Raw genomic sequence first — 13,332 nt, 5'->3', positions numbered from 1 at the left:
TCTGAGGAGCGCGACCCTAGAGCGGAAAAAACGGCCTCATGAGGCTTGACCGGAACTGCTACAAAGAGAGTGGCGACAGGCTCGAACAGCGCGCCCGGCGAGGCGGAACGGATACGGGGACCATGCCGCGAGGCGCTGTCCGGCCCGGTGGGTGGTCGCTCCGGCCCCTGGTGGCCGCTGACCTGCCCGAACTGCTCGACGTCCAGGAGCGCGGCGCCGTGCTCGGGCTGTCCGAGGTGTTCCCGCAGGCGCAGTACCCCTTCCCGCGCGACGACGTCTCCCGTCGGTGGGCGCAGGAGCTGGCGGACCCGGCGATCGACGCCTACGTCGTGACCGGCTCCGGCGGGGAGATCCTGGGGTTCGCGGCCCGCCGCGGGGACGAGGTGCTCCATGTCGGCACCGCCCCGGAGACCTGGGGCAGCGGCCTGGCCGGCTGGCTGCACGACGCGCTCGTCGCGACCTTCCCCCCGGACGTGCGCCGTCTCCGGTTGTGGGTCCTGGAGGGCAACGGCCGGGCCCGGCGCTACTACGAGAAGCTCGGGTGGACGTCGAGCGGCGCGAGCTCCCGCAGCCCGTTCCCGCCGTATCCGGTGATGCTCGAGTACGTCAGGGCGTGTAGATGCTCTCCAGCGCGGTGATCACGCCGTCCTCGGTGCGGAACCGGGTGTAGCCGGCGGCCTCGGGGTTCTCCGACACCCAGTGCGTACCGGCCAGCTCGGCGACGTCGTCGATGGCGACGTCGTCCAGTGTGCCCAGGTCGAGGTGACTCAGCGACGCCGAGTCCGAGACCGGCAGCGTGGCCGTCCGCTCGCCGCCGTCGCGCACGTAGTACTGGTTGCACCAGGCGGTCTCGGAGTCCGGGACGCCGTCCTCGCGGCAGGCCGCCGCGGCGGCCGCACCCTCGAACCAGTCGACCACCAGGACGGTCACCTGGGCGGGCGCGACCGAGAGCAGCACGCCCACGTGCTCGCCGTCGGCCAGGCCTGCGCTCGGAGCCGGCTCCGTGCCGGGCACCTCGGACGCCGTCCCGACGACGAAGGCGTCGCCGTCCCAGGTGTAGGTGACCGTGCCCCAGTGGCCGGGGCAGCAGTACGGGTCGTCGCCGGCGACGGTGGGGCCGCTCAGGGTGATCGTCGTGCCGTCCGTGGTGACGTCCGCCTGCGGGTGGAACAGGTCGTCGCCCAGGACGCCGAGCACCGCCGGCCGGTGCGCGGTCACGTCGAAGACCACCACGCGCTCGGCCCGCGTCGACACGGGAGCGGGGCAGGTCAGCTGCACGAGCGCCTCGTCGGTTCCGTCGCCGGTCACGTCCGCGAACGTGGTCCGCACCGTCTCGGCGTCCCAGGCGTCGCCGGGCAGCCCGTCGGCCACCCACCCGGCGCGCGTCGTGCAGCCCAGTGCGAGGTGGGCGGCGGACCTCCAGTCCAGGCGGGCGGTGGCGTCCCCGGCCGGCGCGGCGACCGGCGCCGCGACCGGCTTCGCCAGCGCCGCCTTGCCCGGCTGCGGCGGCTGCGCCTGCGCGGTGCACCCCGCGAGCAGCAGCACGGCCGAGCAGGCGACGAGGGCGGCGGTGCGGCGGAAGCCGTGCGAGGGGTGCGTCACACCACCCCATCGGGGTGCGGCACCCGCTGGTTGACGCGGTCTCACCCCTCCGGGTCAGATCGGCTCCGAGCCGTCCCTCGGGCCCGTGCCACCACCCCGGGTGACATCGGGCCGCGGCAGAGCGTCACACGACCGGGTGGCGGCGCTCGACGGGTGCCGGAAGCGGTTACCCGGAGTCCTAGGTTCTCGGCGTGCGTATCGCCGGTGCCGTCCGCCTGGGGGTGTCGGCCGTCGTCCTGGCCGCCGTCGCTGCCTGCGTGTCGTCGGAGGACCCGAGTCCTCCGGCCGACGCGGACGTCGCGCTGTCCGCCTACCAGGCACCCGGAGGAGCACCCGGTTTCTGCGACCGGCTGGCCTCCCTGCAGGAGCTGGGGCGGCTCTCCGTCTCGATCGGCACACTGGCCGCCGGCCCGGACGTCGAGGCGCGCACGCAGGTCACCGCGGCCGCACGGGAGCTGCTGGCCGTGCTCTCCGACGTCCGGACCGAGGGCGGCCACGACGGGCTCGCGACGGCGTTGGAGGGTCTGGTGGGAGCCCTCGGCGAGGTCGGCAACGGGCCGCTGACCGATCCGGTCCGCGGCGCGGTGACCGCCGGGCTGGACCAGGTGGGCGCCCAGGCGCAGCCGGCGTGCGGGTTCCCGACGTGAGGCGGCGGGTCCTCGCCTCGGCCGTGCTGCTGGTGGCGCCGCTGCTCGGTGTGCCGGTGGCGTCCGCCGCCCCCACGGACGCCGCCCCGGAGCTGTGCAGCTCGGACACCAGCCGCGGCAGCGTGCCGGCGACCTTCCCGATCTCGGCGTGCGTCGACGGCAGCAGCATGACGCTGCGCAACGACCGGGACCGTCCGGTCGTCGTCTCGGGGAGGGGTGAGTTCGGGGAGCGCGTGTCGCTGCGCGCCCAGAACAACGCCCTCGCCGACGTCGTCCGCCGGACCTCCGAGAGCGCCATGGTGATGCTGCCCGGTGAGGTGGTGCGCTGGCAGATCGGGCCGCAGCCGGTCTTCCTGGCCGTCGCACCGCTGCCGATCCCGTCGGCTCCCGAGATCGCCGCCCTCCTGCGCCCGGCGCTGGCAGGTGTTCGGACCGAGGACGCCGCCCGGGCGCTGCAGGACTCCGCCGGCGCGCTGGTCCTGGACATCGCCGCCGCCGTGCGTGCGCGCACCGCCTGCGTCGCCGACCGCAACTTCCTGCAGACGGCGGCGTGCGACGTGACGGCCGCGGCCGCGATCGGCTCGGCCACCGCCGAGCGCCTGGAGCGGAGGACGGTGGCCGAGGTCGTTCCGCAGCTGCTCGACAGGGCTGCCTGGGCCGCCTGGCCCGCGGTCGACCCCGACTGGCCGGCGGACGCCGAACCGACGCTCCGTCAGGGGTCGGCACCCGCGCCCGTGATGCCGCCGGCAGCTCTCGTCGTCCCGGCTCCCGCGCCGGCGGCTGCTGACGGGGCACCGCGTCCGGCACCGGCATCCCGTGCGCCGGTCGCCCGCCCCGCGCCGGCCGCTCCCCGCGCTCCGGCTGCGGCGCCCGCACCTGCGCGCCCCAGGACCCCCGCGGCGACACCCGCTCCCAAGCCGCAGCCCCAACCGGCGCGGCCACCGGCCCCGGTACCCGCGCCACTGCCGGCACCCCCGCCCCGGCCGCAGGTCGACCGGCCCTCGTGGCAGGAGATCCACGACCGGCACAGGGCCCGGCTCCGCGAGATCGCGGAGGCCTGGGCGAAGGCCAGGGAGCGTGCCCAGGACGAGGACCGGGACCGTGGCCGAGGCCGTGACCGGGGTCGCGGCCACCGCTGAACGCAGCACGGGGTGGTCGCGGAACCCGCGACCACCCCGTGCCGTACCTCCTGGAGCGGATCAGCCGCCGCGCCGCACCTCGGCCTCGAGCACGCCGCGCACGGCGGTCTGCAGGGCCGGGTCAGAGGTGTCGCCCGAGTCCAGCGCCGAGCGGGCGCCCTCGGGCAGCAGGCTGTCGGCCACGGTGTCGAGCCAGGTCACGTCGCCGTCGACGCGGCGGCCCACCTGCAGGCCGTCGCCGTCGTGACGCAGGACGTAGGTCTCGCCGTCGATGTCGATCGTCTTCTCGTCGGTCATGAGGTCCCCCTACCCGCGTGCACGCGCAAGTCATGCGGCCGACCCGCAAAGTCGCCCGGTGCGTCAGGATCGTGCCGTGGACGAGGAGTGCTGCGAGGTCGTGGTCACGGACGCGGACGTCGAGCGGCTGGTGGCGCTGACCCGCACGCTGGTCGAGGAGCGGCTGGTGGCTTGCGGCCAGCACATCGCCCCGATCCGCTCGGTGTTCCGCTGGGACGGCGCCGTCCACGACGAGGCGGAGGCGCGGGTCGCCCTGCACACCCGCCGGTCGCTGGTGGAGGCGGTCGTCGCCCGCGCCGTGGAGCTGCACGGCTACGAGGTGCCGTGCGTGCTCGCCCTGCCGCTGGTCGGCGGCAATCCCGCGTACCTTCGCTGGGTCGCCGCGCAGACCCGGGAGCCGTGACTCACCATTTGGGGGCGGCCCGCCCGGTCCGGGGCTGACGCCGCCTCCCGCGCGCGCCGATGGGGGAGGGCGCGGACGCAGACGGCGTCCCAGGAGCGAACGGGCGGGGACGTGCGACCACGACCGAGCCGGGCACTGCCTGCCGACGTACGCCGTCGTGCCGGTGACCAGCCCGGTGCCGCGCTCCTGGTCGAGGCCGTCCTGGACGCGCTGCCCTCGCCGACGCTGCTGCTGGACTCCAGCGGCACGGTGCTGCTGGCGAACTCGGCCTGGAGGATGGCCGCCGAGGTCCTGGACGACGACCGGTTCCGCGTGGCCGTCGGCGGGGACTACTTCGCGCTGGCGCTCCAGGTCCGCGACGACGAGCCCACCCGGGAACTCGTGGCCGGCGTCCGCGAGGTCTCGATGGGGCTGCGCGACTCCGCGACGGCCGACTACCCGGTGCCCCTGCCGTCGGGCACCCGCTGGTTCCACCTGCAGGCCTCCCGGGTCGACCAGGCGGGCAGCATCGTCGTCACCCACACCGACGTCACCTCGCGGGTGCGCGCCCAGCGGGCCTCGGCCTGGCAGGCGCGGCACGACGCGCTCACGAGCCTGCCGAACCGCGCCTACCTGCACGAACTCATCGACGCCGACCTCGCCGCTCCGGGGAGGACGCCGGCGGTGCTGTTCCTCGACCTGGACGGGTTCAAGGAGGTCAACGACTCCCTCGGCCACGACACCGGCGACGACCTGCTGCGGGAGGTGGCCGCCCGGCTCACCGCGACGGTCCGCGAGGGCGACACCGTGGGGCGCCTCGGCGGCGACGAGTTCGTCATCCTGTCCCGCGGCTGCTCGGCAGCCGACGCCGCGGCCCTGGCGGAGCGGCTGCGCGCCACCGTGGAGCGGCCCTACGAACTCGCCGGCCGGGTGATCCGCCTCGGCGCCAGCATCGGCATCGCCGGCACCTCGGGTCATCGGTACCTGCGCTCGACGGACCTGGTCCGCGACGCCGACCTGGCCATGTACGCGGCCAAGGCAGCCGGCCGCAACCGCGTGCACGTCTTCAGCCCCGACCTCCGGGACGCCGCCGAGCGCCGCGCGACGCTGGCCGCCGAGCTGCGCGACGCCCTCCTCCGGGACGAGCTGGTGCTGCACTACCAGCCGGTCGTGCACCTGCCGACCGGTCGCTGCACGGGCATGGAGGCGCTGGTCCGCTGGCAGCACCCGCGGCGCGGCCTGCTGCAGCCCGGCGAGTTCCTGCCCACGGCGCAGGCCCACGACCTCATGACGCCGCTGGCCCGCTGGGTCATGACCGAGGCCACCCGTCAGATCGCGGCATGGGAGCGGATCGGGATCCGGCTCGTGGTGGCCATCAACATCAGCGCCGAGCAGTTCTCCAGCGGCACGCTCGTCGAGGACGTGTTCACCGCTCTCACCACCGCCGGCGTCCCCCCGGAGCTGCTGGTCGTCGAATTGACCGAGACCTCCGTCGCCGAGGATCCCGAGCTGGCGGCCGAGCAGATGGCGGAGCTGCGCCGCCGGGGAGTCGAGGTCTCCATCGATGACTTCGGCAGCGGGTTCTCCTCGCTCGCCCAGCTGGTCAGCCTGCCGGCCGGCATGCTGAAGATCGACCGCAGCCTGGTGAACTTCACCGAGGGCAACCGCGACCGCGCCGCGGCCGCGATCGCCGCCGTGGTGGCCCTCGGGCAGGCCTGCGGGATCCGCAGCCTGGCCGAGGGCGTGGAGACCGCGGGCCAGCTCGCGCTCGCCCGCGACCTCGGCTGCACCTTCGCCCAGGGCTTCCACATCGCCAGGCCCATGCCCGCCGAGGACGTGCCGGGGTGGGTGTTCGCGCAGCGCGACGCGCTCGCGCCGGCTCCGCTGGGGGAGTTCGCCCACTTCGGCGTGCGCTGACCGGTCCGCTCGCCGGTCAGCCGGGTTCGCCCCGCGCCTTGCGGCGCACGATGACGACCAGGTCGACGACCGCCACGGCCGCGAAGAACAGCAGCACGAACGCCGGCCAGGCCGGCAGGTCGGTCAGCAGCCAGCCCACCCCGCCGGCCAGGCAGACGACGAGACCGAACAGCGCGAGGATCAGCCGGAGGGTGAGCGCCGACTGCGCCGGTGGCGCGCCGGCGAAGCCCGCCGTCGGGTCGTGGTGGTCGGGGAGGCCGCGGGCGTAGTCCTCCCGGGAACGAGGCTCACGAGACTGACTCATGCCACGGATGCCTACCCGGCCGGGCGGCCCACTACCCTGGGTCGACGTGGCTGCTGACTTCTCCGTCGTACTCGATGAACTGAACACGACCCTGGAGTCCATCGAGGCGGTCCTGGACGTGGACGACCTCCGCCAGGAGATCGCCGACCTCGAGCAGCAGGCCACCGCCCCCGACCTCTGGAACGACGTCGAGGCCGCGCAGGCGCTCACCTCCCGGCTGTCGTTCCTGCAGGGGACGCTGCGCCGCGTCGAGGAGCTGCGCAGCCGCCTGGACGACGTCGCCCTCATGCACGAGATGGCGGCCGACGAGGGTGACGAGGGCACCCTCGCCGAGACCGAGCGTGAACTGGAGAGCATCCGCGGGGTCATCGACGAGCTCGAGGTCCGCACCCTGCTCAACGGTGAGTACGACTCCCGCGAGGCCCTGGTGACGATCCGTTCGGAGGCCGGCGGCGTGGACGCGGCCGACTTCGCCGAGATGCTCATGCGGATGTACCTGCGCTGGGCCGAGCGGCACAAGTACCCGACCGAGGTCTACGACGTCAGCTACGCCGAGGAGGCCGGCATCAAGTCGGCCACCTTCGCGGTGAAGGTGCCCTACGCCTACGGGACGCTCTCGGTCGAGCAGGGCACCCACCGGCTGGTGCGGATCTCGCCGTTCGACAACCAGGGCCGCCGGCAGACCTCCTTCGCCGGGGTCGAGGTGCTGCCGGTCGTCGAGCAGACCGACCACGTGGACATCCCCGAGAACGAGATCCGGGTCGACGTCTTCCGGTCGTCGGGTCCCGGTGGGCAGAGCGTCAACACCACCGACTCCGCCGTCCGCATGACCCACATCCCCACCGGCATCGTCGTCTCCTGCCAGAACGAGAAGAGCCAGATCCAGAACCGCGCCGCGGCCCTCCGCGTGCTGCAGGCCCGGCTGCTCGTCGTCCGGCAGCAGGAGCAGAAGGCGGAGATGGACGCGCTCAAGGGCGAGGGCTCCAGCTGGGGCAACCAGATGCGCTCCTACGTGCTGCACCCGTACCAGATGGTCAAGGACCTGCGGACCGAGCAGGAGAGCGGCAACCCCGGGGACGTGCTCGACGGCGGGATCGACGCCTTCATCGAGGCCGGCATCCGGTGGCGTCGTCAGCAGGAGGCCCCCGCCGCCTGACGGCTGTCGGCGAGGTCACTCCCCGCGCGGCTCGCGGACCGGATCCCGACGGTGCGTGACCGGTCTCCTGGGCCGACGCCCGGGGACGGTCACGCACGGCGAGAACGAGTCCCGCGAGTTCCGTGGCGAACGCCCGGCGGAGGCACCCGTAGCTAGTACCGTGGCGCCTCGTGATCGAAATGCAACACGTCACCAAGCTCTATCCGGCCAGCGGCCGGCCGGCACTGGACGACGTGTCGACGGAGATCGACAAGGGGGAGTTCGTCTTCCTCATCGGCTCCTCCGGTTCCGGCAAGTCGACCTTCCTCCGGCTGCTGCTCAAGGAGGAGGACCCGACCACCGGCACCGTCACGGTGAACGGCAAGGCGCTGAACACCCTGAGCAAGAGGAACGTGCCCAAGCTCCGCCGCACCATGGGATGCGTCTTCCAGGACTTCCGCCTGCTGCCCAACCGCACCGTCGCGCAGAACGTGGCGTTCGCCCTCGAGGTGATCAACAAGCCGCACCGGACCATCAAGCGGGTCGTGCCCGAGGTGCTCGAGATGGTCAACCTGGAGGGCAAGGCCAACCGGCTGCCCGGCGAGCTCTCCGGCGGCGAGCAGCAGCGGGTGGCCATCGCCCGCGCCTTCGTCAACCGCCCGCTGGTGCTGCTGGCCGACGAGCCGACCGGAAACCTCGACCCCGAGACCAGCGAGGGCATCATGCTGCTGCTCGAGCGGATCAACCGGACCGGCACCACGGTGATCATGGCGACGCACGACTACCACATCGTGGACTCGATGCGCCGCCGCGTGATCGAGCTCAACGGGGGAGCCCTCACCCGCGACCAGTCGCGTGGTGTCTACGGCGTGGGCCGCTGAGCGGCCCGGCCCGCCGCTGACCCAGACCCTCCGAAACACACGACAGGACATCGATGCGCGTCAACTTCGTGCTCTCCGAGGTGGCCACCGGGCTTCGTCGCAACCTCACCATGACGGTCGCGATGATCCTGACGACGGCCATCTCGCTCGGTCTCATGGGCACCGGCCTGCTGATCGCCGGGATGATCTCCGACATGAAGGAGATCTACTACGACAAGGTCCAGGTCTCCATCTTCCTCGCCGAGGGCGTCACCGAGGAGCAGCGCGCGGCCATCGAGTCCCAGCTGTCCTCCTCGTCCGAGGTGCAGAGCTTCGTCTACGAGAACAAGGAAGAGGCGTACGAGCGCTTCCAGCAGCAGTTCAGCCAGCAGCCCGAGCTGGTGCAGAACACCCCGCCGGACGCGCTGCCGGAGAGCTTCCGCGTCGAGCTGGTCAACCCCGAGCGCTACCCGGTCATCGCCGAGCAGTTCCCGAACGGTGAGGCCGGCGTCGACCAGGTGCGCGACGAGGGCGACTTCCTCGACCGGTTGTTCAGCCTGCTCAACGGCGCCCGCAACGCGACGATCGCCGTGGCGGTGGTCCAGGCGCTGGCGGCGCTGCTGCTGATCTCGAACACCATCCAGCTGGCCGCGTTCAACCGTCGCAACGAAACGAACATCATGCGGCTGGTCGGGGCGTCGCGGTGGTACACCCAGCTGCCGTTCATCCTCGAGGCCGCCTTCGCCGGCCTCATCGGCGGCCTGCTCGCCGCGGGCGGGCTGGTCGTGACCAAGGTGCTGTTCGTCGACAAGACGCTGTCCGGGCCGATCAAGGCCGGCATCATCCCGCAGGTCGAGTGGAACGACATCATCACCAACAGCGTGATCGTCTCCGGGGTCGGCGTCGCGCTGGCCGCGACGGCCGCCTACGTGACGCTGCGCCTGTACGTCCGCCTGTAGCGGCTGGGCGCCCTTCCGGAGAGCAGGCACCCGGCGGCGGTAGCCGGCACCGGGCGAGTCTTCGGCGGGCCACCATCGAGCACGCGGCAGGCTGCGGCGTGCCGTTCACGCTGTCCCATCCCGCCGCGGTGCTCCCGGTGATGGGCGGGCGCACGACCGCCGTCCGCCGCCGGGCAGCCCCGACCCTGACGAGGGGAGGCCGCCTCGGCGCCGGGACGGGGGCGAGCGGGCGGGCACGCTCTCCGGAAATTGATCATGCACCGACGTAAGGTGGTGGGATGCCGCGGGAACAGGGGCGCAAGTTCATCGCCCAGAACAAGAAGGCGCGGCACGACTACTCGATCCTCGACACCTACGAGGTGGGCCTGGTGCTCACCGGTACCGAGGTCAAGAGCCTCCGTGCCGGCCGCGCCTCGCTCGTCGACGGGTTCGCCTCGATCGACGACGGCGAGGTGTGGCTCCAGCACGTCCACATCGCCGAGTACATGGAGGGGACGTGGACCAACCACGCCCCCCGTCGCAAGCGCAAGGTGCTCATGCACCGCAGCGAGATCGACAAGCTGATCGGCAAGATCAAGGAGGGCGGGCTCACGCTCGTCCCGCTCGACCTGTACTTCAAGGACGGCAAGGTCAAGGCGACCCTCGCACTGGCGAAGGGCAAGAAGTCCTACGACAAGCGGCACGACATGGCCGAGCGCGACTCGCGCCGCGAGATCCAGAAGGCCTTCGGCCGGTACGTGAAGGGCCGCCGCTGACCGCAGCCGCGGTGAGGTGACCGGAGCCGCGGTTCCTGCCGGCTCGGCTGCCGTACCGCGGCTCCCGCGACTGACGCCTACGGTGAACCGCATGCGTGGAATGGCCTACGACCGGTTCGGGGACGACGACGTCCTGACGTTGCGCGACGACCTCCCGGAGCCGCCCGTCGGCCCGGATGTCGTGCTCGTGCGCGTGCACGCCGCGGGGGTCAACCCGGTCGACATGGGCATCCGCGCCGGCGGCCTGGCGAGCTTCTTCCCGCACCACTTCCCGATCATCCCGGGCTGGGACGTCTCCGGCGTCGTGGAGGCGGTCGGCCCCGCGGTGGTCGCCTTCGCGCCGGGTGACGAGGTGTTCGGCTACGTGCGCCGCGACGACGTCCAGTGGGGGACGGCGGCCGAGCTGGTGCCCGCACCGCAGCGCTGCCTGGCGCACAAGCCCGTCTCGCTCTCCTTCGCCGAGGCCGGCGCACTCCCGCTGGCCGGGCTGACCGCCTACCAGGCGCTGACCGAGGCGCTCGACGTCGGCGAGGGCGACCGGGTGCTGATCCACCGGGCCTCGGGCGGGGTCGGGTTCAACGCCGTGCAGATCGCCGTCGCCCTGGGCGCGCACGTCATCGGGACGGCGAGCCCGCGCAACCACGGATTCCTCACCGACGCTGGTTGCGCCGAGGTGCTCGACTACTCTGCCGGCCCGATCAGCGCCCAGCTGTCCGAGCCGGTCGACGCCGTCCTCGACCTGGTCGGCGGCGACACCCTCGCCGACGCCCCGAAGCAGGTCCGCGACGTCTCCCGCATCGCCTCGGTGGTCGACCCGGCGGTGAACGAGATGGGCGGCCGCTACGTGTTCGTGCGCCCGGAGCAGCACGACCTCGAGGAGCTGGGCCGCATGGCCGACGCGGGCCAGCTGCGGGTGCCGATCGCCAAGGCCTTCCCGCTGGCGGACCTCGTGGCGGCCCACCGCCTGGTCGCTGAGGGCCACGTCCGCGGCAAGGTCGTCGTCACCCTCCGATGACCACGCCGCCTGTCGACGACGCAGACGTCCCGCGCTACTGGGGAGAGCTCGGGCTGCCCGGGCTGGTCGACGTGCACGTGCACTTCCTGCCGGAGCGGGTGCAGGCCAAGGTGTGGGACTACTTCGGCGCGGCCCGGGACCACTACGGCACCGCGACCTGGCCGATCACCTACCGGCTGCCGGTCGAGGAGCGCCTCGCCGTCCTCGAGCGGCTCGGGGTGCGGGCCTTCTCGACGCTGCCCTACCCGCACAAGCCCGGCATGGCCGCCTGGCTCAACGACTGGTCGGCCGAGTTCGCGCACGGCCGGCCGCAGGTGCTGCAGTCGGCGACCTTCTTCCCCGAGCCGGAGGCGCCGGCCTACGTCGCCGCAGCGCTGGACCGGGGCGCGCGGGTGTTCAAGGTGCACGTGCAGGTGGGCGCCTTCGACCCGCGGGACCGGCTGCTCGACGAGGTCTGGGCGCGGCTCGAGGAGACCGGCACGCCGGTGGTCATCCACTGCGGCTCGGGGCCGCTGGCCGGCGAGCACACCGGTCCCGAACCCATGGCGGGCCTGCTGCAGCGCTTCCCGCGCCTGCAACTGGTCATCGCCCACCTGGGGATGCCCGAGTACCGCGAGTTCCTCGACCTGGCCGAGCGCTTCGAACGGGTGCACCTGGACACGACCATGTTCGCCACCGACTTCACCGAGCGCGGGAGGAACGCCTTCGACCGCGCCGAGCTGCCCAGACTGTCGGACCTGAGGAGCAAGGTGCTGCTCGGCAGCGACTTCCCGTCGATCCCGTACGCCTACGCGCACCAGCTCGAGGCGCTGCACCGGCTCGACCTGGGGGAGGAGTGGCTGCGCGCCGTCCTGTGGGGGAACGGCGCACGACTGTTCGGACTGGAGGCCTGATGCCCGTCGTCACGTTCGCCGCGACCGTCCTCGGCACACCCGACCCGCGCGGGCTGGCGCGCTTCTACCAGCGGCTGCTCGGCTGGCCGCTCCGGGACGACACCGACCAGTGGGCGACGCTGCGCCCGGCGGACGGCGGCACCGGGTTGTCGTTCCAGCTGGAGCAGGACCACGTCCCGCCGGTCTGGCCCCCGGAACCCGGGGCCCAGCAGATGCAGCTGCACCTGGACCTCCTGGTCGACGACCTCGATGCCGCCGGTGCGATCGCGGAGGACGCCGGCGCGGAGCAGGTCGGCGGGCACGAGGACGACGCCGAGATCGTGCGGGTCTACCGCGACCCCGCCGGGCACCCGTTCTGCCTGTTCGTACGTCGCTGAAACCGCTGGCTCGGCTGCGGCCGGCTGTCTACCCTCCGGCGACGTGGCCGCCCTTCCCGTCCTGCCCGCCGGACTGACCGCCGCAGCACTCACCCCGGCGGACGTGACCGACGCCGCGGAGCTGCTGGCCGTGGCCGAGGCGATCGACGACACCGGCGAGCACTGGAGTGCCGAGGACCTGATGGAGTGGTGGGTCAACGACCTCGTCGACCTCGAGCGTGACGGTCTCGCCGTGCGGACGACCGGCGGCGAGCTCGTCGCCTGGGCCACCGTCCTGGGGCTGCCCACGTTCCGGGACGCCTTCCGGATCACCCTGGAGGCGCGGGTCCACCCCGCCTGGCGGGCGCGCGGGGTCGGGCGGGCCGTGCTCGCATGGCAGCTGGCGCGCGGCCGGGAGGTGCACCTCGCGCGTCACCCTGGGTCGCCCGCCGTCCTGGACGTCCTGGCGCCCACGTCGATGACCTCGCTGGAGGGGCTGCTGCGCCGTGCCGGTCTCCGGGAGGAGCGCTGGTACTTCCTCATGCGACGCCCGCTGAGCGGGCTGCCCGCCGTCCCGGACATCGCGGGCGTCGAGCTGGTGCCGTTCAGCTGGGACCGGGACGACGAGGTGCGGCGCGCGCACAACGTGTCCTTCAGCGAGCACCACGGATCCGCGGAGCGGGACGAGGCGACGTGGCAGACCCTCTTCACCGGTCAGCGCTCCTTCCGGCCGGACCTCTCGGTCCTGGCGCTCGCGGACGGCGCGGTGGCCGGGTACGCGCTCGGCTACGTCTACGAGGCCGACTCGCTCGCCACCGGCGTCGACGAGGTGCACCTCGGCCAGATCGGTGTGCTGCCCGCGGCCCGGGGTCGCGGGATCGCCTCCGCCGTGATCGCCGCGGTGCTGCGGGCCGCCGCCGACCGAGGCTGCGAGCGGGCGGGCCTCCAGGTCGACAGCGGGAACGTGACCGGGGCGCTGCGGCTGTACGAGTCACTGGGTTTCCGCACCGTGCGCCGGCAGATCACCTGGTCCGTGGCGCTCCATCCGGCCGCGGATGGCTAGGGTGCGCC

Annotated in this window: 16 protein-coding genes; 13 read left to right on the top strand and 3 right to left on the bottom strand. The window is 73.1% G+C overall.

All coding sequences use genetic code 11. The annotated features are described in order from the left end of the window. The first annotated feature begins 122 nt into the window (after nt 1-122). On the top strand, nt 123-638 hold the full coding sequence (locus ACI793_RS03270; RefSeq protein WP_456604927.1) for an N-acetyltransferase family protein: 516 nt from the start codon (nt 123-125) through the stop codon (nt 636-638). On the opposite strand, the gene ACI793_RS03265 is transcribed toward ACI793_RS03270, so the two are convergent. Then, on the bottom strand, nt 607-1,602 hold the full coding sequence (locus ACI793_RS03265) for a hypothetical protein (protein WP_456604926.1): 996 nt from the start codon (nt 1,600-1,602) through the stop codon (nt 607-609). The two genes, ACI793_RS03270 and ACI793_RS03265, sit on opposite strands and share 32 nt — an antisense overlap. A gap of 191 nt (nt 1,603-1,793) precedes the next feature. Here ACI793_RS03265 and ACI793_RS03260 point away from each other — a divergent pair, with 191 nt between their 5' ends. After that, on the top strand, nt 1,794-2,249 hold the full coding sequence (locus ACI793_RS03260; RefSeq protein ID WP_456604925.1) for a hypothetical protein: 456 nt from the start codon (nt 1,794-1,796) through the stop codon (nt 2,247-2,249). Beyond that, the gene (locus tag ACI793_RS03255; RefSeq protein WP_456604924.1) at nt 2,246-3,388 is read left to right on the top strand and encodes a hypothetical protein; all 1,143 of its coding nucleotides are present in this window, start codon (nt 2,246-2,248) and stop codon (nt 3,386-3,388) included. Before ACI793_RS03260 ends, ACI793_RS03255 begins: the two co-directional genes overlap by 4 nt. Before the next feature lie 60 nt (nt 3,389-3,448). Here ACI793_RS03255 and ACI793_RS03250 read toward each other — a convergent pair whose 3' ends face one another. Further along, entirely contained in the window at nt 3,449-3,685 is a 237-nt protein-coding gene (locus ACI793_RS03250; RefSeq protein ID WP_456604923.1) for a hypothetical protein, read from the bottom strand. Nucleotides 3,686-3,743: 58 nt separating this feature from the next. Between ACI793_RS03250 and cutA the strand changes: the two genes are divergently transcribed. Beyond that, nucleotides 3,744-4,088: a divalent-cation tolerance protein CutA gene (gene cutA / locus ACI793_RS03245; protein WP_456604922.1), complete on the top strand. Its 345-nt coding sequence runs from the start codon at nt 3,744-3,746 to the stop codon at nt 4,086-4,088. Nucleotides 4,089-4,199: 111 nt separating this feature from the next. Then, on the top strand, nt 4,200-5,984 hold the full coding sequence (locus ACI793_RS03240; protein ID WP_456604921.1) for a putative bifunctional diguanylate cyclase/phosphodiesterase: 1,785 nt from the start codon (nt 4,200-4,202) through the stop codon (nt 5,982-5,984). Nucleotides 5,985-6,000: 16 nt separating this feature from the next. Here the strand turns inward: ACI793_RS03240 and ACI793_RS03235 are convergent, their stop codons facing one another. Beyond that, nucleotides 6,001-6,288 (bottom strand): DUF6343 family protein, encoded by a 288-nt coding sequence (locus tag ACI793_RS03235; protein ID WP_311347100.1) that lies wholly within the window; start codon nt 6,286-6,288, stop codon nt 6,001-6,003. Nucleotides 6,289-6,334: 46 nt separating this feature from the next. Here ACI793_RS03235 and prfB point away from each other — a divergent pair, with 46 nt between their 5' ends. The 8 genes from prfB to ACI793_RS03195 all read left to right on the top strand — a co-directional run bounded on the left by prfB (nt 6,335) and on the right by ACI793_RS03195 (nt 13,324). Continuing rightward, nucleotides 6,335-7,444: a peptide chain release factor 2 gene (prfB, locus tag ACI793_RS03230; protein ID WP_456604920.1), complete on the top strand. Its 1,110-nt coding sequence runs from the start codon at nt 6,335-6,337 to the stop codon at nt 7,442-7,444. A gap of 179 nt (nt 7,445-7,623) precedes the next feature. Then, entirely contained in the window at nt 7,624-8,304 is a 681-nt protein-coding gene (gene ftsE, locus ACI793_RS03225) for a cell division ATP-binding protein FtsE (protein ID WP_456605185.1), read from the top strand. A gap of 53 nt (nt 8,305-8,357) precedes the next feature. Beyond that, on the top strand, nt 8,358-9,242 hold the full coding sequence (ftsX, locus tag ACI793_RS03220) for a permease-like cell division protein FtsX (RefSeq protein WP_456604919.1): 885 nt from the start codon (nt 8,358-8,360) through the stop codon (nt 9,240-9,242). Nucleotides 9,243-9,520: 278 nt separating this feature from the next. Then, a complete protein-coding gene (gene smpB, locus ACI793_RS03215; RefSeq protein WP_311347097.1) occupies nt 9,521-9,997 on the top strand; it encodes an SsrA-binding protein SmpB in 477 nt (158 codons plus the stop codon). 91 nt (nt 9,998-10,088) lie between these two features. Next, a complete protein-coding gene (locus ACI793_RS03210; protein ID WP_456604918.1) occupies nt 10,089-11,012 on the top strand; it encodes an NADP-dependent oxidoreductase in 924 nt (307 codons plus the stop codon). Continuing rightward, a complete protein-coding gene (locus tag ACI793_RS03205) occupies nt 11,009-11,905 on the top strand; it encodes an amidohydrolase family protein (protein ID WP_456604917.1) in 897 nt (298 codons plus the stop codon). The genes ACI793_RS03210 and ACI793_RS03205 overlap by 4 nt, the downstream gene beginning before the upstream one ends. Further along, nucleotides 11,905-12,282 (top strand): VOC family protein, encoded by a 378-nt coding sequence (locus tag ACI793_RS03200; RefSeq protein WP_456604916.1) that lies wholly within the window; start codon nt 11,905-11,907, stop codon nt 12,280-12,282. The genes ACI793_RS03205 and ACI793_RS03200 overlap by 1 nt, the downstream gene beginning before the upstream one ends. A gap of 43 nt (nt 12,283-12,325) precedes the next feature. Next, nucleotides 12,326-13,324, top strand: a complete 999-nt coding sequence (locus tag ACI793_RS03195) for a GNAT family N-acetyltransferase (RefSeq protein ID WP_456604915.1) — start codon at nt 12,326-12,328, stop codon at nt 13,322-13,324. Nucleotides 13,325-13,332: the final 8 nt, after the last annotated feature.

The sequence above is a fragment of the Blastococcus sp. SYSU DS0617 genome (assembly GCF_054051075.1).
The sequence above is the reverse complement of the archived record's forward strand: the minus strand, read 5'-3'. Positions and strand labels throughout refer to the sequence as shown.

Coding starts and splice junctions, on each gene's coding strand:
- ACI793_RS03210 (WP_456604918.1), top strand. CDS start 10,089: ATGCGTGGAATGGCCTACGACCGGTTCGGGGACGACGACGTCCTGACG.
- ACI793_RS03270 (WP_456604927.1), top strand. CDS start 123: ATGCCGCGAGGCGCTGTCCGGCCCGGTGGGTGGTCGCTCCGGCCCCTG.
- ftsX (WP_456604919.1), top strand. CDS start 8,358: ATGCGCGTCAACTTCGTGCTCTCCGAGGTGGCCACCGGGCTTCGTCGC.
- ftsE (WP_456605185.1), top strand. CDS start 7,624: ATGCAACACGTCACCAAGCTCTATCCGGCCAGCGGCCGGCCGGCACTG.
- ACI793_RS03250 (WP_456604923.1), bottom strand. CDS start 3,685: ATGACCGACGAGAAGACGATCGACATCGACGGCGAGACCTACGTCCTG.
- ACI793_RS03205 (WP_456604917.1), top strand. CDS start 11,009: ATGACCACGCCGCCTGTCGACGACGCAGACGTCCCGCGCTACTGGGGA.
- smpB (WP_311347097.1), top strand. CDS start 9,521: ATGCCGCGGGAACAGGGGCGCAAGTTCATCGCCCAGAACAAGAAGGCG.
- ACI793_RS03200 (WP_456604916.1), top strand. CDS start 11,905: ATGCCCGTCGTCACGTTCGCCGCGACCGTCCTCGGCACACCCGACCCG.
- ACI793_RS03235 (WP_311347100.1), bottom strand. CDS start 6,288: ATGAGTCAGTCTCGTGAGCCTCGTTCCCGGGAGGACTACGCCCGCGGC.